We start from the raw sequence: 23,331 nt of genomic DNA, 5'->3' as shown, positions 1-23,331 counted from the left end.
TAACTTCTCGACTCCCCACCCGAACGGACCATTCGGTACGGGCGGGTGCTAGGGGCGACAATCAATTGTCCGGTCGAGCGGAGTCGAGACCTGAATTCAATGACCAAACATACTTAACATACCACTAACTAACCATATAAAACCTTATGAACCACCCAAGACCACTAACCTATTCTTCACTTGTATTGCTACTTTTGCTCATTACGATTGGTTGTAGAACAAAAAACGAAAAAAATACTGCGGACAAAATTGTTCGGGACAGTACCATTATTGATAGGGACTTTGCCCTTGAAGCTACCATGTTGGGCTATTTCGCCCAAGACGGCACCCGAAATCCTACCTTAAGGGCCAATAAGGGTGACCGGGTACGGGTAACAATTACCAACGGAGAAACCATGACCCATGATATCGCCATGGAAAAGCTCGGCATAAAGAGCGGCACCCTATTGGAAAAGGGAAGCAGCACCAGTATTTCCTTTTGGGCGAAGGATAACGACACTTATTTCTGTACCGTACCGGGACATCGAGCAGCAGGTATGGTGGGTAAATTTGAGGTCGTGGAAGGTGACCTTTCCGGACCATCCATTGCAGGTGTATTACCCACAAAAAATGGAAAAAAACTCAACTTGGGATTTGAAAAAGCCACCTTGGAAGATTGGACGGCCACAGGTGATGCCTTTAAAACTCCTCTTTACGACCAAGACCCTTCTCCCGTACACGAAGCCAATGCTAAAATTTCCTTTGATGGCAACTATTTTTTAAGTAGTGGAGGCAATACCAATTACAAACTTACGGGTACTTTAAGTTCTATTCCGTTCAAGGTTTCCCATCCCTTTGCATCCTTTAAGGTGTCCGGAGGTGCTTTGGCCGATACCCGTGTAGAATTGGTGCTTGCAGAAAACAATACCGTTATCTTTAGTTCTACCGGCCAAGGTAGGGCCACCCTACAACCAGTGGTAGTAGCACTTGAACCCTATTTGAAAAAGGAAATCCTTATCCGAATTATTGACAATGAAACCGGTATTTCCCAAATTCCCTATATTAAGGATGACCAATGGGCGCATATCAATTTTGACGACTTCCGGTTCTACCCCTCTCGCCCCTATTTTCCAAATGAATTGAACAAAGATGATATTATCGTCCTCCCACCTTTGGACCCTATTCTAAATTCCGGACTTTCCGGCAAGGAAGCGGCCAAGGCGATGACCTTACCGGAAGATTTTAAAATAACCCTGGCCGCCTCTGAGCCAGAGGTGGTGAGACCCATTAGTTTTACTATGGATGCGCGTGGGCGACTTTGGGTCGTAGAAGGGCATACCTATCCTACCCCCTCCCCGGAAGGTAAAGGAAAAGACCGAATCCTTATTTTTGAGGACACCAATGGCGACGGCACATTGGATAAGAGAAAAGTATTTTCGGAAGGCCTAAACCTTGTTAGCGGTATAGAAATAGGTATGGGAGGTGTATGGCTGGGAGCCGCTCCCTATTTGTTATATATTCCCATTGATGCCGAAAAGGATAGGCCTGCAGGCCCGCCACAAATAGTATTGGACGGCTGGGGCCTGGACGACACCCATGAAGTATTAAATAATCTGCGATGGGGGCCGGACGGTTGGCTTTACGGTGTGCAGGGCGTATTTACCCATTCCAATGTAGGCAAGCCCGGGGCATCGGATAAACAAAGGACCAAAATTAATGCGGGGGTCTGGCGCTATCACCCAACACAACATGAGTTTGAAGTATTTGCCGAAGGGAGCAGTAATCCATGGGGCATCGATTTTAACGATTATGGACATCCATTTATCACAGTCTGTGTAATTCCACACCTCTACCATGTAATCCAAGGGGCACGATATCAGCGGCAGGCAGGGAACCATTTTAATCCGTATACCTATGACGATATTAAAACCATAGGCGACCATGTACATTGGCTGGGAGACCGTGGGCCCCATGCCGGTAATTTTAGGTCGGCAGCAGCTGGTGGCGGCCATGCCCACGCGGGTGCCATGATATACCTGGGCGGCAATTCCTGGCCCGAAAAATATCGCAATACCATCTTTATGAACAACATTAATGGATCCAAACTTAACAATGACCAACTTACCCGATCGGGTTCCGGATATATTGGCTCCCACAATCAGGATTTTTTGTCCATGAACGATTCCTGGTCCCAATGGCTCAATTTTAAATACGGTCCCAGTGGCTCCGTATATGCCATAGACTGGTACGACCAGAACCAATGTCACAGCCCCAACCCGGAGGTACACGACAAAACATTGGGACGGATCTTTAAAATCAGTCATAAAAATGACCAATGGGTCAAGGTTAATTTAAACAACGCCTCCAACCTGGAGCTGGTAAATTATCAGCTACATCCCAACGAATTTTATGTAAGGCAGGCCAGGACCATCCTCCAAGAGCGGGGAGGCAATCCTGAAGTCCATAACGCACTTAAGGCAATTCTAGCCGATAATCCGGACGTCACCAGAAAATTAAGGGCCCTATGGACATTACATGTCACCCATGGGCTAACGGAAAAGGAACTGGACCGCTTATTGGCCCATGAAAACGAATACATTAGAAGTTGGGCCATACAGTTAACGACCGAGGATAAAAAGGTGTCATCGACTACTATGGAAGTATTTCTGGACATGGCCAAAAATGATACTTCTGCCTTGGTAAGGCTGTACCTCACCTCTGCCCTGCTCCGTTTGGAGCCCGGACAGCGCTGGTCAATTTTAGAAGCTTTGGCACAGAAAAAGGAAGATATCGCCGATCACAACCTACCCCTGATGTTATGGTACGCCACCGAACCCCTAATTCCATTGGATGCGGAACGCGCCTTACAGTTGGCCACAAAGGCAAAGACCCCTAAAATATTAACCTATACTATTAAAAGGATAGCCGCATTAAAAACGGTTGCATCCCAAAACTTATTAAAAAATTACAGGGAACAATTGAAGGCTGGGGAATCACACGAAAAGCATGCCCACATCATACAGATTGACAGTATATTAAGTAAACAATAGCTTTCCATTATTAGTGAAAAAATAACTAATTTAAATGAGTTCATCATAATCACACCAAAACATGAAAAGGAAAACGATAAAATCTATTATAAAGCCCCTTATTTATTTCTGTTGCATTTTCGCATCCTTTGGACAAGAAACACCTTTGGAATTCAAAAAAACCATCCTTACCAGGGATTTTATTTCTGAGGGCGTAGCCGTTGCAGACCTCAATAAAGATGGCCTAATGGATATTGTTGCCGGCTACTATTGGTTTGAAGCGCCCTCCTGGAAACGTCATGAGATGGCTCCCTCACGTACCTTTGATCCCTGGAAGGAATACTGCGAATCTTTCCTTAACCTGGGTATGGACGTAAATTTGGATAGATGGGATGATGTAGTGATCATTGATTATCCCGGAAAACCGGGTTTCTGGTTTGAAAACCCTAAGAACAAATCCGAAGTATGGAAAAAACATACCATTGCCAATGGAATGGGCATCTCCAATGAATCGCCCGGTTTTGTAGATATGGATGGGGATGGTAGATTGGATATTCTTTGCGGGGATGTGGACAAAAAACAGATTGTCTGGCTACAGGCTCCAACGAATCCGGGCAACACTCAATGGAAGCGCTTCCCCATCAGTGCCGAAAATGTCCCGGGAACAGAGCGGTTTTCCCATGGAATTGGAATTGGGGATATTGATGATGACGGCTTGGAAGACGTGCTAATTGCAGAAGGCTGGTTTAAGGGCAAAGCTGATAAGACGGAAGGAAATTGGGAATTCCACCCTACAAGCTTAAGCGAACCTTGTTCCCATATGCAGGTATTGGATGTAAACAATGATGGTAAAAATGATGTGGTTACGGCATCGGCCCACGCCTTAGGGATATGGTGGCATGAACAAGTAGGCCCAAAAAACTTTAATACACATATAATAAGTAACACCACTTCCCAAACACATGCAACCATCATGGCCGACCTAAACGGCGATGGAAAAAAAGAATTGATTGCAGGTAAGCGATACTTGGCCCATAACGGCAATGATGCCGGTGATAGTGACGCCCCTATACTTCTCTACATAGAATTTACTACTGAAAAATCGCCCTATTCCCAGGAACACATTATAGACCATGACTCGGGTGCCGGACTCAATATTGTTGTAGAGGACATGAACAAGGACCATAGGCCGGATATTGTAATTGCCAACAAAAATGGGGTTTTTCTATTTGAGAATAGAATGGAATAATTTCATCTGAACTTGGTAGGGAGACCAAATTGTGTTATTGTATTGTTTATTGGAAAAAAAGTCCACAAACTGACTAATCTCGAAGCAGAGTCCTGAGGGAAAGAACTCGGTTAACCGGGCGAAGACATATTTTCCCTGATTCACGGAAATTTATATCCAACCGTTATTATTAATATCAAATTATTGCAGAAACGAAAGCGCTTTTCTTCCTTCATACGATTTTTCTATACGTAAGTTCCAACTTTAAAGCCATCCATACCCAACAAATAGTTATTGGTCGAATTAATGATAAATTCAATTTTTTGTGAAAAAAATTAACATACATTTAACTTCATGTATTAGATTATCATTATTTCAAAAAATTTTAACTAAATAACCAAAAAACTATCAGTATGGGCAAAAAAAATCATTACTTATTTATGTTTGCAGCAATACTCTTCCTGAATGGGGTAATGGCGCAAAACAAAACCGTTTCCGGAACGGTGACAGATGATTCTGGAACACCGCTTCCAGGGGTTAACGTAGTAGAAAAAGGTACCAAGAATGGAACCTCTACGGATTTTGATGGAAACTATTCCATAGAGGTGGCAGGCAACACTTCGACTTTGGTCTACACCTCTATTGGTTTTTTAAGCAGAACCATAACAGTTGGCAGTCCGTCCACCCTCAACGTGGCTATGACGGAAGATGCCGAACAATTGGGAGAAGTTGTATTAACTGCATTGGGTATAAAACGTCAGAAAAAATCCATTGGTTATGCGGTACAGGAAATTAAAGCTGCGGACATTATTCTGGCCGCACCGGTAGATATTTCCCAAGGACTTCAAGGTAAGGTTGCGGGTTTAAACATCAACACCTCAAACGGTTTATCCAATGCCTCATCTCGGGTGGTCATCAGAGGAAATAACAGTTTATTTGGCAATAACCAGCCACTTATTGTAATAGATGGTGCCATTGTTGACAACAATGAACTGGCGCAAGGAAACTTAGGAACCAATCAAGATAGTTATAGGGACTGGGGCAACTATTTAAGCTATTTGGACATGAGTACCGTTGAAGATGTTTCCATTTTAAAAGGACCCAATGCCGCTGCCCTATATGGAGCTAGGGGAGCCAATGGTGTTATATTAATAACATCAAAAAAAGGAAGCAAAAGAGAAGGTTTGGGTATAGAATATGGGTTAACAAGTAACTTTACCGATGTTTATAGATTTACAGATATCCAGAACGAATTCGGAGGTGGTTTTAGGGCCGCTCTGTTCACGGCAAATCCTCAGCTGCCAAAAACAGCAGATGGTCAAAGTTTCGTGCCTTCGTTGTACGGGCCAACATATGGAGGGTCTACCGGTATCAACTCTTCCCACGGATTGGTTCCAGGTGGTTTTAATACCTGGGATCTTTTTAGCTGGTTTGGCGCAGGTTCTTCTTGGGGTCCAAGATTGGATGGCACACCCGCACTTTGGTGGGACGGTGAAACAAGACCGTATTCCCCACAACCCAATAACAGGGAGTATATGTATAGACAAGGTATGGAGAACACACATAATCTATCCTTTTCTTCCGCAAGCGATCTGGGCACCATTCGAATAGGTTTGAACAGCACCAAGGGAGATGCCGTGGTAGAGAATACGAATCATCGGAGCACAAGTTATTCCCTAGGTTCCCATATCAATATCTCAAAAGTGTTCAGTGCGGACATAAATGCCAATTACAATCAAAGTTCCAGATTAAATGCACCTGAAATTGGAAATAACAATTCATGGTCCAAGTTTACCATCTACGGTATGTCTAGAGAGTATAGGGGGTTAGAAAAAGGTCTTTATTTTGGCGAGGATGATTACGATGGATATAGGGTTGATTTTGGAGGTGCTTACCCGCATGCCGAATATAGCAAAGATCTGTTTTGGCATGTATATGAAAACAATAGCCGTTTGTGGAGGGATGAATTTATTTCTACTTTAAAATTGAATGCCGAAATTACTCCTTGGCTAAATGCCTTTGTCCGAACTTCTGCAGATTTAATCGGAACTAGGTTTGAAGTAACCCATAACACCACCAATATAAACGGTTTAAATGGTGGACGTTTTGAAAAAACCATAAGCAAGGACAAAACCTTCAATACGGACGTTATGGCGACATTGCACAAGGATAATTTCTTGACGGATGGGTTTAATGCCAGTGTAACCATTGGTTACAATGAATATGAAACCAATTCTGCCGGAGTCAAAGGTGTTAATAGCAGCCCCTTTAGAGTGCCGAATATATATTCTCTTTCCAATTACACGGACACGAACCGTCCTGCCGATCTTAGCACGGAAACCAGAAACGATATTCAATCCTATTCCTATTTTGGACTTATGGATCTATCGTATAATAATTATCTGTTTTTGCAACTAACAGGAAGACAGGATACCAACTCCACATTGCCCAAAAATAATAATACTACATTCTATCCTTCGTTGAATGCTGCTTTTTCATTTACCGACGCGTTTGATTTGGGTAATTTTTCGGAGGTATTAACTTACGGGTCCTTAAGGACTGCTTGGGGGAAAAGTGCCAATGCGGCACCCCCCTATTTATTGGATGCCGTATTTGATACCAGTTCATTTGGAGGTCAGGCCACAATTTCCAGGCCCAACAGCATTCCTCCGAACAATTTAACCTTTCAGACTTCAGAATCCAAAGAGATCGGGTTGGCTTTGGGCTTTTTCAACAATAAGATCAACCTTGATTTTACCTATTATGATATTTTGTCCGAAAACCAGATAATGTCATCTGCCGTAGCCTTGTCTTCCGGAGCCGAAAGAGTTGTGTTCAATTCGGGATCACTGAGCAATAAAGGTATTGAATTTATAGTCAATGCCAATATTTTTAGAACACAGGATTTTTCTTGGGACATTAGCCTAAACGGGGCCAAAAATACCAATAAAATTATATCATTGGCCGAAGGTGTTGAAGAACAACAAATTGCGACGGTTTTTGGAAGTTTGGGTGCCTTTATGAAGGCATCCCCAGGTGAAAACTACGGAACCATTTATGGTACCGATTTTGAGTTGGACGACCAAGGAAGAAAACAAGTCACAAATATCCTTAACAAAGATGGCAGTGGTGAAGTTATCGGTACGCAGTATGTTGTTTCCAGTGATGTTCAGGAAATAGGCAATGCAGCCCCCAAATTAACCGGTGGCCTTGGCAATGTATTTAGATATAAAAATTTCCGCATGTCCGCTTTAATGGATTTTAAATATGGTGGGGATATTTATTCCATAGATCATGCCGTATCAATGGGTAGCGGTCTGTCACCAGAAACAGCGGATGCCAGGAACGGTGGTGGTTTACCATATACCTATCCAGATGGCACCACGGACAACGTAGGTATGATTATGGAAGGTTATAATGTTGACGATGGGCGAGCAAACGATCGAGTAATCCACCCAGCCTACTACTATGGTATTACGTATGCGGGATGGTCACATTTTAACAGGCCAAGAAGTCTTTCCGTATTTGAAAATTCATGGGTTAAACTTAGGGAACTTTCCATTTCATACGCTATTCCCAAAGAGGTCTTAAAAAAATCCAATGTATTCCAAAACCTAACCCTATCGGTAATGGGGAGAAATTTGTTCTATGTATATTCCAGCCTACCAGATCGGCTTAACCCGGAAGCAATCAATGGAACTGGTAATGGACAAGGGCTACAATGGTCTGCATTCCCAAGTATGAGGACAATTGGTTTCTCTATTAAGGCTGGATTTTAATTAAAAAAAAACGAATTATGAAAACTAAAAAAAATAAAACAAACAGAAATATGTACATAGTATTTCTATGTGCCAGTTTTTTGTTCCTATCATCTTGTGACAAAGATTTTGGAGATATAAACAATAATTATGAAACCAAACTTTATGAGGCGACTGTACCCGGGTTGTTCAATGACCTGGTAAGAACTACCCTAAAAACCGGCCAGCACCATAGAATTCCGGTTGCTTGGCTATATCAATGGAGTCAAAGTGCAGCTATGTTTGCGGAATCAGGCTATCGTTTGGATGACAACACTACAGAACCTTGGAAAGTTTATTATACAAGTTTGGCCAATTCCCGTGAGATTGAAAAACTCATTTCGGAAAACCCTGATGCCGCCAATATGACCAATATTAGCGCTATGACAAAAATCCTGATGGCCTATAAAACGCTTACCACAACTTTGTTATATGGTGATATGCCCTATAGCGAAGCTGGAAAGGGGTTTGAGGGGTCTGAAAATTTCAGGCCTGTCTATGATAGCCAACAAAGTATTATGGAGTCGGCCATCAATGATCTATCCGCTGCTATGGACAATCTATCATCAGATCCCTCCCAGGTATCCTTAGGCGGATATGACACACTTTTAGGCAATGACATTCCACTTTGGATAACATTTGCCAATTCACTGCGACTAAGGTATGCGATGACCATGATAGAAAAAAATGCTGCATTTGCCGGACCGGTGATCACAGATGCACTTAGCAAACCCCTGCTTACAGCAGATGAACATATTTCATTGGATCCAGCGAGCATTGCCGGCCTAGAGATCAACAGATCGGACTTTTGGAGGGGTAATTCCTATATGCGCATGGGATCGACCATGTGGAGCGAAATGTCCAGCACAGATGCCGTTGACGGTTCGGGAATTTATGATTTAAGATGTAAAATTTTCTTTGAACCCAATGAATCCGACGAATGGGTTCCTTATCCCCAAAACCCCACACTTTCTACTCCTTCCGTTACAGGGGATCCCAACCAACCAAGTAGGATAACCGGGGATTGGAATACATTAAGATCCAATTTTGCCTCATTCAATGTGTATTTTACGGAAGACCGAACTATTCCTCAATTTATTATTACAGGTTCACAAATAAGTTTTATAAAAGCGGAGATCTATAATAGGGGATTGGCAGGAGTTGCAGCAGATGCTGCCATGGCCGAAGGTTTTTACCTTGAAGGCATTACTGCGTCGGTTAAATTTTGGTACGGACATGCCAATGCTTCCGCCATTTGGAATATAAATAAGCCTGCAACCGCCGAACCAACGGAGCTGGAATGGACTACCATGCTGACAGATCCCAATGTGGCCTACAGTGCAGATCCAGAAACTGCCCTTAACCAAATCTACAAACAAAGCTGGATAGCCTTGTTCCACCAACAATTTGAAGCTTGGAACCTACAAAGAAGGACAGGAAACGCTACGCCAAATGTACCTTTGACCACAAGTTTGGTGAACGATTTCAATAGGCTCCCCTACCCCCCTTCCGAACGGGAAACGAACCGTATAAATTGGCAGGCAGCAACAGGTGGAGGCAATGATTCCGAAACAACGAAGAACTGGATGCAGCAATAAGCCTTTAATATTATCATTTAGGCTACAGAATATTTATAAATTGGAAGAGGAGGGCAAATACCCTCCTCTTTTTATATCCATATTTTAGGATTGATCGAATGAAAAAATTACTGGTGCTAGTATCCTTCCAACCCCACTTTAGCCATCCCAAGCCTTGTTCCTTTTCACTCGGCCTTTGCCAAAAACAGTTCCGTAGCTACTACGGCAATGCAACATTTTTTTGTCTTGCCCAGATATAAAACAATGGGAACTTAAACGACCCAGTAGCATTGACAAGACACTAGTCTTTCGACCGTCAAAATGGCTACAAGAAAGTATTACAGTCCCTCTACCAAGTACGGCACAGGTTTCGCCTTACCGTAAACTTTTGGGATTATAATTTACTTCACTCAGAATTATCAAAAAAGCAATAGTATTTATGGATTGGAGAATCTTTAGATCAAAACATTTGATGTATTATTCAGAAAAAGAAAAATCATTGTGATTCAAAGAGGACACCATGACTATTTGATAATGGAGTAATTTAAACTAAATTGAAAGCTAAACAATAACTATCTTCCACTATTCTATAAGAAGTATAAATAGCTTGTCACAAAATAGTTTCGCCCCTATTATCCAAAATAAAAACATTAAAAACTAAAATAACTATAAAAAAAGGGCTGTCCCAAACAGGACAGCCCTTATAAAAATTAATTACTAAACTACTTAATTTTTTGGTCCTTCTCCGTAATTCGGATTACTAATATCAAACCAAATTCTTTGTGTATTCAAAATATTTGGATCATTGGTACCTGTAGTAAACCCTTGTTCCTCAACTGACTTTTTTGCATTTTCAAAATTAACATTATCCTCGGTTGGAGATCCAATCTCAAATCGTCTTGGGATTGTCAACGGAGTTCCTGCTGCCAAAATAGGTTCCCATGGTAAAATTGAACTTCCCAACCTAGGAATACCGGAACGTCTTACCGTAGAATAGGTATCATGTGGAGTTATAGCAAAATTGATATACTGTTGAATATAAACTTTTTCGAGTCCATCAGTAGACAAATCATAATCTGGCAATGCCAACAAATCCGCAATTTCACCGTCCTTCAACTTAGTAGAAGCCATCTCAGCCATAGTTTCATCCATATACACAGGATCGCTCTCATAATAATAGGTTTCTGAATTCTTGGCCAAAATATCCATTCTTCTAATTGATAGTTCCACCCCTTGATTAAAATATGCCTGTGCAGAACCTGATATATTAGCTCCTAAAAGTTTAAATTCGGCCAAGTAAAGATTAGTCTCCGCAGATGAGCCAAGAATTACCTCCAATGGGGGATGGTTGCCGATTTTTTGAATTAAACGACCCCCAGGCCTTGTAGGATAAGTGTAATCTATACCTGTCCTAGTAGTTTTTTCAGCAAAATGGGAAGTTGAATAGTAAGCTTTATCAACACCATCCAAAGTAATCCTATTTTGCGATGCCTGTTGAAAATAATCGTCATAAGCACCATCCTGTTGTTTATCCGGAGAAAGTGGAGCTCCATGGTACCTTACCCATGGTTCGCCCGGACCTGACCAGCTTTCAAAATTCCCGCTGCCATCCAAAACAACATATTGTTCCACATAACTTGGCAAAGGCCTTCCAGCATCTATAAACGCTTGAACCACCTCAGCATTAAAATCATTTTTATCAAAAAGAAAGCGTACCCTAGGGTCCTTATTATCCCTAAGGAAATCCACAAGATTGATACCACCTGTCCCTGGTTGATTTCCATTACCGGTACCCCGATATTCAATCCCTCTGGTATATATAAAGTCTTCATCCAAAGCGTTCATATAACCCGCAGAGGAATTTACCACTTCTTCCGCTATTCCCAAAGCCTTGCTTCGATTGGCATTGACCAACCTTGCGGCAATTCTCAATTTTAAAAGATTACAAAATTTGGCCCATTTACCATAATCGCCTTCATAAATGATATCTTGTGTACCCAGACTAAATTGATCAGCAGCACTTAAATCTACAATGGCCTGATCCAATTCAGCCAACCAAGTGTCGAACAATAATTCCTGTTGATCGTATACCGGGGTAATTAAGGGCGGATTGGTATAAGGCGCCAAACCTGCTTCGGTATAAATCATAGATCCAGTAAAATCGGTCTGAGTCAAAGCGGTTGCGACCTGAGCAGCATAGGTTACACCTACGATCCCACGCATAGCTGCCTTTTCATTTTCCGGCAAGGCTTCGATTTTTGCCCTGATATCCTTAGCATTTGGAATAATACCGTATACATTCTGAGCACCGCCTTGGGCACCCATTTCCACAAAGGTTTCTGGATTACCTGCAGCAAATTCAACATTGGCACCAGTTATCTGGCTCCATGGGTACACATAATCAAAATTAGTATAAAACCATAGGGTATAATCATTGGTGTACATATCATTGATTACCTTGGCTGTGGAGTATCTGAGATCTGGTTCGGCAAGTATCGATGGATCACTGTTCAACTCGGCAAAGTCTTCCTTATCGCATCCTACGATAAAGACGGCCAAGAGAATTAGAATTATTTTATATGTTTCTTTCATCTTTATAATTATTTATTATTAAAAGTCAATAGCAATTGAGAAGGTATAACTTGCCATATACGGACTAAATGAGCGCTCACGAAAGGAATCCGAACTTGTTGTTCCCCTGAAACTCTCAGGATTAATGTCGTTTGGCAATGAGTTATATAAATAAGCAACATTCCTGGCATTAATACCTAAATACACATTTCTTGCCCCCATTTTACTTGCGGCCATTTTTGGTAGATTATAGCCCATTGAGATATTTCTTAGGGCTATGTATTTCACTTCAGCGAACCAATCATCATTAACTACACCTTCACCCCAAGAGTTTACACGATAGTTATAATAACTGGCATGGGTAGGTTCAACATGTCCTGCATCAAAAGCCTCTTGATAGGTCATTCCCCCTACATCTACAGTAGTCCCATTGGGAGCAGTAACCATTTGTCCCTCTGCAAATACACCATCCGGGATAACACCATCACTAAACTGTGTACCTTGTACATCGTCATAACCAGATGTCCAAGTTACACCTCCATGTTCCGGATCCCGACCATAGAGTGAACTTTCAGTATACCCGTAAGCCGTACCATATCTACTGGAATACGATGCCATATGGCCACCAAATCTAGCGTCCAATAGGATGGATAAATTAAAATTACCTATATTGAAATCATTGTTCCATGACCCTTCAAAATCCGGTTGAACCTTTCCAATTTCCTCAGGCTCGCCACTTCTCTGAAAATAAGCCCCTCTTCTGGAGTCGACCCAAATTAATTGATTTTTGCCATTGTTGGGGTGATTTGGATCGGAAGACTCAAACTTCTTTGGTGCGCTATCGGAATATAATATACCATATTCCCCGCCTTCAAAAGCTACAGAACCCACACGGAAATTACCATAAGTAATATCACCACCTAAATTTTTATACTCCCCAAAATCAGGATGTACCTCATCTATCATGGTGGTATTGTTCCAATAATTGAAAGTAGTATTCCAACTAAACCCATTAGATCTAATAGGTGTTCCAGTTACAGTCAATTCCAAACCGGAATTGGTCAAAGTACCAATATTGGTCAGAAGGCTATTATAGCCAGATTCCGCAGGCAAAGGCACATTACCAATTTGTTCTGAAATGGTTTCATCATAATAAGCCACATCAATACCTAACCTATTACCAAAGAAACGCACGTCGGCACCAATTTCATAGGAATCCTTACGCTCTGGTTTAATAGCCCTATCCACCAAAGTAGTGTTAACCGTATTGGTATATATAAAATTACCTCCATTATCTATACTTCCCTGGCCATATCCTTTATTTATGGTATATGGACTGGTATCGGAACCTACTTGTGCCCAAGAAGCACGTAATTTACCAAAAGTAAACCAGTTTGAGGTACCGGTTGCTTCACTAAAAACCCATGATCCGGAAACGGAAGGATAGAAATATGAATTATTTCCGGTTCCATCGGTATAGACCAATGCAGAAGACCAGTCGTTACGCCCGGTAATATCCAAAAATAATTGATCTTTGTAAGAAAGGTTGGCCAAGAAATATAATGAGTTAAGTTGCTTGGTATCAGAAACTCCTCCTTCTCCTCTTTGGGTCCTAAGAGAATTTCCTAAATAAAACCTACCTGGAACTATTAGCCCACCATCGGTCCATCCTCTGGTAAACGACTTTTTCTGGTTCCAAATTTCACCTCCCAGCAATAAATTTCCTAACAAGTCTTGGGTAAGATCCTTTTTAAAATTAAATGTCAATTTACCGGTTTTACTAACATCTTTATTGTGTCTCAATTCATAGTAACCCCCTTCATTGGCATACCCACTACCCAATTCCTTATTTTCATATTCGGTGGTGTAATGGTTCATATTTCCTTCAGCGGTAATCGTTAACCAATCGGTAACATCGGCAGCCAAAGTTACGATGGGTCTAACAACGGTTTCCTTGTTGTAATTGTTATTGTTTTCATAGGCAAACCAAAGACCTCTGTTGGGTACATCCGTATAATCATCTCCAAAATTTGCATTGGGTACCCCGCCGTGGGAGGCTTGCCAATATTGGTTCTGCATATACTTCTCAGTATTATATGTTCTCTCAAAAGTGCCATCAAAAAATCCTTGTGAAATATCATTTCTCGGATTATGAGAATTGGAATCCGTAAAGGAAACAGACGCACTTGCCCTTAACCATGGGGCGAGGTTATAGGAACCCCTGAACATTAAGGAATTCCTTTTAAAGGAATTATTGGGCAATGTACCCGTTCTTTCATTATAAGAATCGGAAAGGTAAAAATTACCTTTCTCGTTACCCCCGCTCAATGCCACAGAAGTATTGGTATTGACACCAGTGCTATATGCGTCCAGCATATTGTTCTTTTGAGGACTGTATGTAGTCATTGTACCATCATAGTCTTCAATTGGCCTACCATCAAATTTAGGACCATAACTTAGGCCGCCCCCTGCATGATTACGCAAAGTTGGAACACCATCTACATTATAATAGAATTGCTGGGTATCCCAGTTGTAATAATTCCCTTCATTATCCTGATTGCCATAACCTACATAACCTGCCAAAGTTCCAGGTCCGTACTCGTTTTGCAATGCAGGCCCTCTATATACGATATCAAAACCAACGGATTGCCTTACAGAAACACCGATTCCTTTGGTGCCCGATCCATCCTTGGTAGTAATGAGAACAACGCCATTGATACCTCTAGAACCGTACAAAGCGGTAGCTGCCGCTCCTTTAAGTATAGAAACACTCTTATAGTCATCAGGATTTAAGTTCTTAAGAATGTTACCGTAATCGTTGGATGAAGCATTCCAGTCCGCACTTGCTCCCGATGTAGCATTTTCCAAAATAACTCCATCTATAACAAAAATGGGTTGGTTATTACTTGAATTCAAAGTGGATACACCACGAATCTGAATTTTGGAATTACCAAACAAACCACCATCGGAAGATCCAATGCTTACCCCTGGACTTTTACCTTGCAAGGATTGCACGGGGTTCACAACATTGATCCTTGCCAATTCTTCCCCTTGAACCTCGGTCATGGCATATCCAATGGCCTTGGTTTCTCTTTTAATACCCAGAGCTGTTACAACAACCTCACCCAACTGTTCTGAATCTTCCTCCAATGACATGTTGATTGTAGATTGACCTGAAACTGCCATTTCCTTGGTGGTAAACCCCAATGAAGAGAAGACCAAGGTAGCATTGTTGGACACCTCAATGGAATAGTTTCCATCAAAATCCGTAGATGTTCCGTTCGTTGTACCCTTTTCCACTACGTTCACTCCAGGCAGAGGAGTTCCCATATTATCGGACACCGTTCCCGAGACGGTCTTGTTTTGTGCCGTCAATCCCTGTATACAGAGAAAGGCGGACAACATTAAATAGTAATGAAATTTTTTGATCATACTAATAATTTTTAGTTAGTTAATTGAAGTTTATGGGAGTTACCCCAATGTTAATTAATTACTAAATTTTCGATTTCTTAGGTTAGCGAGAAAATTAATTCGACTAATGACGGCACAGAAAAGTCCAATAACATGCTTTTGAAAACATTTGGATCACGAAACCGAAATAATAATTTGATTTTTTTGTATAAAAAATATCTTGACAAGTACAAATACTATCAATTTATGGGGTATTATTTGAAAATTGGAAGTAATTTAACTTTTTGTAATAAAAAATTCTTGAAACTGACTATCCACAAGACAAGACATAGGGTATACCTCGACAATGCTCGGCACAGGTTTTCGCCATACCGATCACTATCGGGACTGTTGAAAAGGCAGTCCCGATCTAGGTGGAATTCACGGGGGAGGCCCTTCCCAAGGAGAATAAATTCATCCGTACCGGCGCGGGCAGGCCCGTCCAAGGATCTGAGAATCCTAAGACTGAAGAAAACAGTGTATTTAATGGATTAAAGAAGGTTTGAATTCTCTTTCATGAAAAAACATGCGCTCAAACCAAGTTCTCTATTTCTGACACCTGAAATATAACTCCAATTTATCAGCTCTTCCCTATTTGATACTTACTACAAAGGCCTCTGTGTCCAATAGATCGGCTTCCCTATTTTGGGGTAGTTGTATGGCCATTCCTTCTTCTTTTTGGGTCCATTTTAGTTTTTGCTTAGACCCCAATAATTGAACCCTCACCCCCTTTTTGGGAACATAATCCGGAAACAGAATTTCTGAAGGCAATGTAGTTTGCCCTTTTTCCACCAAATAGGTAAGATATACGGTACCATCCGGTTTTGCAGTTACACAAGTATTACTGAACTTATAGGGTGCCATAGACCGTGTACCATAAATGGCTTCCTTATTTACTGCCATCCAATCCCCTATTTCGTCCAACAACTTATAGGCTCCTGCATCCCACTCCCCTTCCGGGCTGGGTGCAATGTTCAATAACAGATTCCCTCCTTTGGCCACAATATCCACCAAGGTATGGATGGCCTCGCGGCCGGACATATATTTGGCATCAAAGGAATAGGACCATCCGCCCCCTGCAATGATACAGGATTCCCAAGGATAGGGCAATGGCTTTTCGGGTACCCTGTTTTCCGGAGTCAAGTAATTTTGGTTTTTTCCATGAACAGCACGATCCACAACAATTAATCCAGGCTGTTTTTCTCTGGCCTTCACCACTAATTCATCCATCTTGATATCCTGGTTAACAATACGGTTCTTTAAGTAGCCGTTCTCATTGTTTACCAGTTGTTGCTCATACCAATTGGTGATTTCGGATTTTGGAGTTTTGGCCACCCAGCCTCCATCCAACCACAAAATATCTACCTTGCCGTAATCCGTAAGCAGCTCCAAAATTTGATTGTGTGTAAAATCCACATAGGCCTGCCATTTTTCAGGATTGGCCTCAGGCTCGTAATTAACATTTCTGTCCCTTGGAGGATAATAGGGATCCCAATATGTTGGCGTATTCCAATCGGGCTTGGAAAAATAAGCTCCTGCCCATAATCCTTGGTCCCTAAAGGAATTGAAAATTTCCTTGGTGATGTTGGCTTTGGGGTTCTTAGAAAATGGCGTTTTTGGATCGGTAATCTTATAATCCGTGTATTTGGAATCGAACATGGAAAACCCATCATGGTGCTTCGTCGTGAACACCACGTATTTCATACCTGCTTTTTTTGCCGCCATGGCCCATTTGTCCGGGTCAAATTTTACTGGATTGAAGGTGGTCTGCAACGCTTCATATTCTTTTTTGTATGTATTGTAATTACTGGGATCAGAGCCCTTTGTACGCTCGCACCAGCCATATTCCTCCGGGCATAGGGACCATGACTCCACGATTCCCCATTGGCTATAAGTGCCCCAATGCATCAATAGGCCAAATTTCATGTCCTGCCATTGTTCCAACTTTTCGAGTACCAAAGGATCGGTTTCGGGAACATATCTTTCATCTTCGTATATAGCCTGTGCATTTATGGTCTGAAAAACAAGGGTAAATGCCAAGGCCATCATAAAAATTCTAATTCTGTTTTTAACTATCCTCATTGTTGTACTGGTTTTAATTAATTATAATCTCATCCGCAAAGAGCCAAGAAGGCAGACCTGCCGCATGGTGCCAATATGGTGTTTGGGTATTCTTAGCCCTCACCTTAATGTATCTGGCATTTCTTTTGTCAAAATCCAATTTAAAATACTGAATGTCGTTTACCTTGCTTTCCTTAGTTAAGGGCATTGGATTATTGATGGTCCCGAAATTAAAATAATGTTCATTATCCAAAGACCCGGAATAACCAACCTTTGAAGGAAAAAATACAATATGGTTCGTAACCTGCAAAAAGGCCAAAGATATGGTACTTATGGCCAAAGGCTTCCCTAAATCTATAACCACCTCCATATCCGTACCCTCATACCCCAACCAATTGGCATAAAAACTGCTGCCCCCCAAAGCACCATCGGTCAACGCCATTGGATCCTCATCGGCGTACTTTTTGGGTTCCGTAATCGTGACCACTTTTTTCCCCCTGGCCACATTGGGCATTCTTATCACCTCCAAGGCCGACATATAATTGGCCAAGTATTCGGTTACGGTAAAACCCATCTCGTTCATTAAGCTAACATTATTGTCAGCACAAGTTTTCCTAAAATTATCCAATAAGGTAGTTACCAAAGGATTTATTATTTTTTTACCCTCGGTATTGGGAATCAAAAGTCTATAGGTCTCCGTCAGTTCTTTTCTACAAGCTTCCAAAATAGCATAATCCACTCCAAGTCGGGCCATTTTTACCCTTGCCAACAATTCAGGTGAATTGGCCACCGCATTTTCCGCCTTATCGAACAATTTTGAATACTCCGAAAGCATGGCCGGACTTAAATAAGATGAAAAGGCCTCTGATGGATCCCCATATAAAAACAAGAAAAAATCAGGATTCTCCTGTATCTTGGAATGAATTTCGTCTACATATTTTTTTACAAATAGCCCTGCTTCCCCATAATATCCATCAGTAAAATCAGTGAGGAGGGAATCTACATTTTGATCCGGGTTCCAAAGTAATTGGGCCATAATATAGGACCTTAGCTCAAACAATTCGCTTGGCTGGTTACTGTGCTGCTCAAAAACCCATTTGGCGTTATTGTCCCTAAACAATTGAATATTGGGCAGTAAGGTTTTTATATTTGGGAATGGGGCCAAAAAATTGGTAAACTGCGTAGTATAGTCCCAAATCCTAATATTGTTCGTGAGTGCACCCCACCCTCTTAAATCATTGGCGAAATCGGTACATTTTTCAGCAATGGGAGCACTTCGGTCACATTCAATGGAACACAGTGTGATCAAAACATTATCCAAAGGCTTGGTCTTGGACGGCCGGCGGGTATACTGATAGGCCAATGTGGAGATCATCCTGTCGGGAAAATCCGCAGCTACCTCGTTTACGAACCTGATCATTGTTCCGGACGGACTTCCTTCTTCCTGATCTATCCTGCTACAATTATCACACTGGCAATACTGCTGGTTATCATCCTGGCTTACGGATAAAACCTCCGCCTCTGGATATTGTTGAAATAATGAAGCTACGGAATCCTTGACAATGGCCAGAACATCCGGGTTTGTTAAACACAATTGGGTCGGCAATCTTTTATCTCCCCTTAAAGCATAATATTCGGGGTTGGATAAATAAAACTGTTCCTCAGGCAGAAATTTATGAAAGGTATGTACGCGGGCAGAGGGAACGTAATTCGGAAATGATTCGTAGGTTACTTTCTGCTTATCGGCAAATTCGGGATTATCATAGAACAATCTGGAATGGACCGTTCTTGTGGTGATATCCGGATGGTAGCGAAAATCCAGAGCCGGAAGATCAATAGTGTTGGAAACGGGGATCTTTTCCGCTCCGGGGGCATACCATCTGCAATCCAAGTAGCGTTCCAAAAATTCATATACGGCATATTTTGTAGCCCTATCCGATCCTCCATAAATGAACAAATGCTTGCCTTCCGTCCTAATGACAATTTCTTCCCTACCCAAATTTTCCCCACTTATGTTTCCTATATAAATCTTGTTCCTTTCCGGGTTCTGGGAACTTTCATCTACCAAACCCAACTTGGCCCCACCAATTAAATATAGATAATGTTGTAGCGATTCCGCAGATTTATATTGGCTTTCGGTAGCACTGCCCATATACACCAGCTCATAATCCGTCTTCCCCTGATGTACCAGTACAATGCCATCATTATTACATGACAGTATAACGGACATTCCCAATAAGAGGCCTATAAATTTAAATTTTGTCCCTAAAAATCCCATCTTTTAGATTTAGCACTACTCCTTTAATATGAATTCCAACAATTCCCCCTTTATCAATTCATCATGTGATATAAAGTATTCCCTATGGGGTCTACCCTGAAGGTCAATATGATCAATATACCTGTTTTTCTCCGAAATATTGGAAGTGATCACCAATTTTTCCTTTTGATAATACCGGTTATCCAAATGTATGGTTATCTTATTGAACCGTGGAGTTGTTAGGGCATAAATTGGATTGACGGGACTTATTGGATATATCCCCATCATTGAAAAAACCGCCCAGGCGGACATGGTCCCTGTATCATCATTTCCGGGGAGGCCATCGGCCGAATTTTTATAATAGGTATTCAATAAATCCGAAACCATTTTTTGGGTTCTCCCCTCCTCTCCCTTCACATAATTGAATAAATAGGGGTAGGCAATATCCGGTTCGTTGGCCATATCAAAATGGCCCTTGTCAAAAACATCCTGCAACCTGTTTACAAAAGGCTTGGGCCCGCCTATAAGCTTCATAAGACCTTGGATGTCATGGGTAACCATAAAGGAATATTGCCATGCATTGCCCTCTATGAAACCTAAATTTTTCACGAAATTGGCCCCTGCTTCCGGATTATATGGAGATACCCATGATCCATCATCGTTCCTAGGTCTCAAAAGCTTAAATTCCCTGTCGAAAAGATTTCGGTATGAAATGGACCTTTGGGAGAACCGTTGATAATCTTTCTTTTTACCCAAAACCTTGGCCAATTGTGCTATGGCATAATCCGAAATATTGTACTCCTGGGTGGTGGATACCGATCCGCTATTGGTCGTTTTGGTGGTAAGATAGCCTTTTTCCAAATAATCCTTAAGCCCTGGACGTAGGGGATTACCCTCTATTTGATCGGCACTTTTAACCATAGCAGAATAGGCCTTCTCCACCTCAAAGTCGCGTATCCCCTTTAAATAGGTATCGGCAATAACAATACCAGCAGGATCACCTACCATGGTAGTGGTTTCCGTGGCATTCAATTCCCATTTAGGCAACCAACCGCTTTCATCATAGATCTGGAGCATACTCTTTACCATATCGGATTGTTGCTTGGGATACACCAAGCTCATCAATTGATGCAGATTTCGGTACGTATCCCAAAGCGAAAAAACGGTATACCGCGTATCCTGTATTTTTAGGACCTCCCTAGTTCCCATCTTGGGATAATCCCCATTAAAATCATTTAGGGTGCCGGGGTGAATTAAAGTATGGTACAGGGCCGTATAAAACTTAACCTTATCATCCTCAATGCCTCCTTCAACCTGTATCTTGGACAAATATCCGTTCCAATTTTCCCTGGCCTCCGCCAAAATTTGGTCAAAACTTTTCGTTGCTGTTTCCTTTTCCAGGTTTTCACGGGCATTTTCAATGCTGACATAGGAAACACCCACCTTCATTTCCACCACCGTAGGTTCTTTAAAATTATACCGCATATAGCCACCTATGCTATCGCCTACCACTTCCATGGCATATCCTGGCATTAGCCGCACCTTACCATTATAGCCCATCCACTCGGCTTCGGCTCCTTTATAGATCATAGGCTTTTTCCAAACCCCAAATTCGTCCGCAGGCCGGGAGAATCGCGCTACAAAATATACAGGATAGGCTTCCTCCGCCTTGTAATAACAAAACGAACCAACACTGCGCATCCCTTCTATTTCCGATGATGAAACCACCCTAACGGAAGCTCCTTGCTCATTGGTCAGCCCCAACCCAAGATTAATTAGGATATTGGCATCCCCTTTGGGAAAGTAATACTTGCTTACCCCGACCCTGGTAGTAGCCGTGGCCTCTACTTTTATATTGTAATCGTCCAAGGTATTGGAATAGTATCCTACTTTGGAAACTTCATTGGAATAGGAGGTTCCGTATTTTAAATGATCTACTTCAAGATCACCTGTAGTGGGCATGGCCAAGATCACTCCCAGTTCGGGACAGCCTACACCACTAAGATTAACGTGACTGAACCCTGTTAAGAAGGTGTTCTCCTTCACATAAGGTGTGGACAACCATCGACTGTCCTTTTCCAAAGGCAAATTTTTGGGTCCGGCCACATTAAATGGCGCTACACTAACCATTCCCCTAACGGCAATGGGCCCCGGATTGGTAGTCCCAAAATTGGAGGTCCCAATAAACGGGTTTACGTAATCCACGGGTCGCTTTTGGGCATAGGCCCCAATACAAAGAATTATTAATATTTGTAGAATATTATATTTCATTAACATACCGTTTACACTTTCCAGAAGACGCTTCAATCCTCATATTACACACCACCGGCCCCTCTCAAGAGGGGAGTTATTTGTACCCACATCATTCAATCTATCCTCAATTTTATCCTTTACCCTTATTGGAAACATATTCCCATATCAAATTAATCGATATCTATTCCCACAATTACCAAGGATATCCCACAACATTACATTGTATTTAAAGTGTCCCCCCTATTATCCCCTTCAATTTGGTCAAAAACCAATTCCCCTCTAGAGAGGGGTTAGGGGTGTGTTTTCCCTTGTCCTCCAATTATTCCACTGCTACATCATCAATAAACACCCATCCCACAATAACTTCCATGAAATGTGTGATCAATAAGTTTATTCCCACAATTACCAAGGATATCCCACAACATTACATTTTATTTAAGATGAATCCCTGTCATTCCCTTCAACTTGGCCATAAATCAATTCCTCTCTTAAGAGCGTCTGTCCCACTTTTTTTTACGGGAGGTTAGGGGTGTTTTACACATTTTCTTCCTCATAGTCCAGGATATATCCCTCTATTGCCCGTAACACATTCTCCATATCCCTTAATATCTGATTATCTGTAAAGCGTAAAATCGTTATACCCAAACTATTCATCTTCCCTTCTTTTATAACATCTTTATTATAGACTTCTACAATCCCATGGGAATATCCATCCACTTCAATACCTAACATCAATTCCTGGCAAAAAAAATCCAGTATATAATTATCAACAGGTTTCTGGCGATGAAAATCATAGCCATACATCTGTTTTGTTTTCAATTTTAACCATAATATTATTTCGGCTTTTGTACTATTATTTCTCAATTCACGGGCCAACTCTTTTAATTTGGGATTGTAAGGAATGATTTTTCGTTTTTTCATGGCTTTAGTTTTATATGGAGTGTCACTTTACACCCCCCCGGCTACTGCTTTTAAGGTCATGGACCAGGGAAACCACGGTTTCAAACTTCAAATTACACACCCCCAGCCCCTCTCAAGAGGGGAGTTCTCTGTAACCCGATTCATTAGTCAGTCATCTTAATTTAAGATCCCTCTTACAATTATTTTCAAAGAATATTCAAATCGGTCA

General features: G+C 41.6%; 10 protein-coding genes. 4 read left to right on the top strand and 6 right to left on the bottom strand.

The genetic code is table 11. The annotated features are described in order from the left end of the window. The first annotated feature begins 146 nt into the window (after positions 1-146). From D0S24_RS13180 to D0S24_RS13165, 4 genes are all read left to right on the top strand, one after another. The gene (locus tag D0S24_RS13180; RefSeq protein ID WP_117020344.1) at positions 147-3,029 is read left to right on the top strand and encodes a PVC-type heme-binding CxxCH protein; all 2,883 of its coding nucleotides are present in this window, start codon (positions 147-149) and stop codon (positions 3,027-3,029) included. A gap of 61 nt (positions 3,030-3,090) precedes the next feature. Next, entirely contained in the window at positions 3,091-4,257 is a 1,167-nt protein-coding gene (locus tag D0S24_RS13175; RefSeq protein ID WP_117020343.1) for a VCBS repeat-containing protein, read from the top strand. Positions 4,258-4,649: 392 nt separating this feature from the next. Beyond that, a complete protein-coding gene (locus D0S24_RS13170) occupies positions 4,650-8,015 on the top strand; it encodes a SusC/RagA family TonB-linked outer membrane protein (protein ID WP_117020342.1) in 3,366 nt (1,121 codons plus the stop codon). Positions 8,016-8,032: 17 nt separating this feature from the next. Continuing rightward, the gene (locus tag D0S24_RS13165) at positions 8,033-9,631 is read left to right on the top strand and encodes a SusD/RagB family nutrient-binding outer membrane lipoprotein (protein WP_117020341.1); all 1,599 of its coding nucleotides are present in this window, start codon (positions 8,033-8,035) and stop codon (positions 9,629-9,631) included. A gap of 705 nt (positions 9,632-10,336) precedes the next feature. On the opposite strand, the gene D0S24_RS13160 is transcribed toward D0S24_RS13165, so the two are convergent. The 6 genes from D0S24_RS13160 to D0S24_RS13135 all read right to left on the bottom strand — a co-directional run bounded on the left by D0S24_RS13160 (position 10,337) and on the right by D0S24_RS13135 (position 23,123). Further along, positions 10,337-12,202 (bottom strand): SusD/RagB family nutrient-binding outer membrane lipoprotein, encoded by a 1,866-nt coding sequence (locus D0S24_RS13160; protein WP_117020340.1) that lies wholly within the window; start codon positions 12,200-12,202, stop codon positions 10,337-10,339. Positions 12,203-12,220: 18 nt separating this feature from the next. Further along, positions 12,221-15,613: a SusC/RagA family TonB-linked outer membrane protein gene (locus D0S24_RS13155; protein WP_117020339.1), complete on the bottom strand. Its 3,393-nt coding sequence runs from the start codon at positions 15,611-15,613 to the stop codon at positions 12,221-12,223. Between the two features lie 609 nt (positions 15,614-16,222). Next, positions 16,223-17,713 (bottom strand): alpha-L-fucosidase, encoded by a 1,491-nt coding sequence (locus D0S24_RS13150; RefSeq protein WP_181938090.1) that lies wholly within the window; start codon positions 17,711-17,713, stop codon positions 16,223-16,225. Between the two features lie 13 nt (positions 17,714-17,726). Then, the gene (locus D0S24_RS13145; RefSeq protein WP_117020338.1) at positions 17,727-19,970 is read right to left on the bottom strand and encodes a DUF4838 domain-containing protein; all 2,244 of its coding nucleotides are present in this window, start codon (positions 19,968-19,970) and stop codon (positions 17,727-17,729) included. 15 nt (positions 19,971-19,985) lie between these two features. After that, positions 19,986-22,220 carry a GH92 family glycosyl hydrolase gene (locus tag D0S24_RS13140; protein WP_251795787.1) on the bottom strand — a complete coding sequence of 745 codons (2,235 nt, stop codon included), beginning with the start codon at positions 22,218-22,220 and terminating at the stop codon, positions 19,986-19,988. A 516-nt stretch (positions 22,221-22,736) separates the two neighbouring features. After that, a complete protein-coding gene (locus D0S24_RS13135) occupies positions 22,737-23,123 on the bottom strand; it encodes an endonuclease domain-containing protein (protein WP_117020336.1) in 387 nt (128 codons plus the stop codon). Between the last annotated feature and the right edge of the window lie 208 nt (positions 23,124-23,331).

The sequence above is a fragment of the Arenibacter sp. P308M17 genome (genome assembly GCF_003426735.1).
Classification (GTDB): Bacteria; Bacteroidota; Bacteroidia; order Flavobacteriales; family Flavobacteriaceae; genus Arenibacter.
This window is presented reverse-complemented; position numbering and strand designations above follow the sequence as displayed.

Excerpts from the sequence above, each read along its gene's own strand:
- D0S24_RS13145 (WP_117020338.1), bottom strand. The coding sequence starts at position 19,970 with ATGGGATTTTTAGGGACAAAATTTAAATTTATAGGCCTCTTATTGGGA.
- D0S24_RS13155 (WP_117020339.1), bottom strand. The coding sequence starts at position 15,613 with ATGATCAAAAAATTTCATTACTATTTAATGTTGTCCGCCTTTCTCTGT.
- D0S24_RS13140 (WP_251795787.1), bottom strand. The coding sequence starts at position 22,220 with ATGAAATATAATATTCTACAAATATTAATAATTCTTTGTATTGGGGCC.
- D0S24_RS13165 (WP_117020341.1), top strand. The coding sequence starts at position 8,033 with ATGAAAACTAAAAAAAATAAAACAAACAGAAATATGTACATAGTATTT.
- D0S24_RS13175 (WP_117020343.1), top strand. The coding sequence starts at position 3,091 with ATGAAAAGGAAAACGATAAAATCTATTATAAAGCCCCTTATTTATTTC.
- D0S24_RS13180 (WP_117020344.1), top strand. The coding sequence starts at position 147 with ATGAACCACCCAAGACCACTAACCTATTCTTCACTTGTATTGCTACTT.
- D0S24_RS13150 (WP_181938090.1), bottom strand. The coding sequence starts at position 17,713 with ATGAGGATAGTTAAAAACAGAATTAGAATTTTTATGATGGCCTTGGCA.
- D0S24_RS13135 (WP_117020336.1), bottom strand. The coding sequence starts at position 23,123 with ATGAAAAAACGAAAAATCATTCCTTACAATCCCAAATTAAAAGAGTTG.
- D0S24_RS13170 (WP_117020342.1), top strand. The coding sequence starts at position 4,650 with ATGGGCAAAAAAAATCATTACTTATTTATGTTTGCAGCAATACTCTTC.
- D0S24_RS13160 (WP_117020340.1), bottom strand. The coding sequence starts at position 12,202 with ATGAAAGAAACATATAAAATAATTCTAATTCTCTTGGCCGTCTTTATC.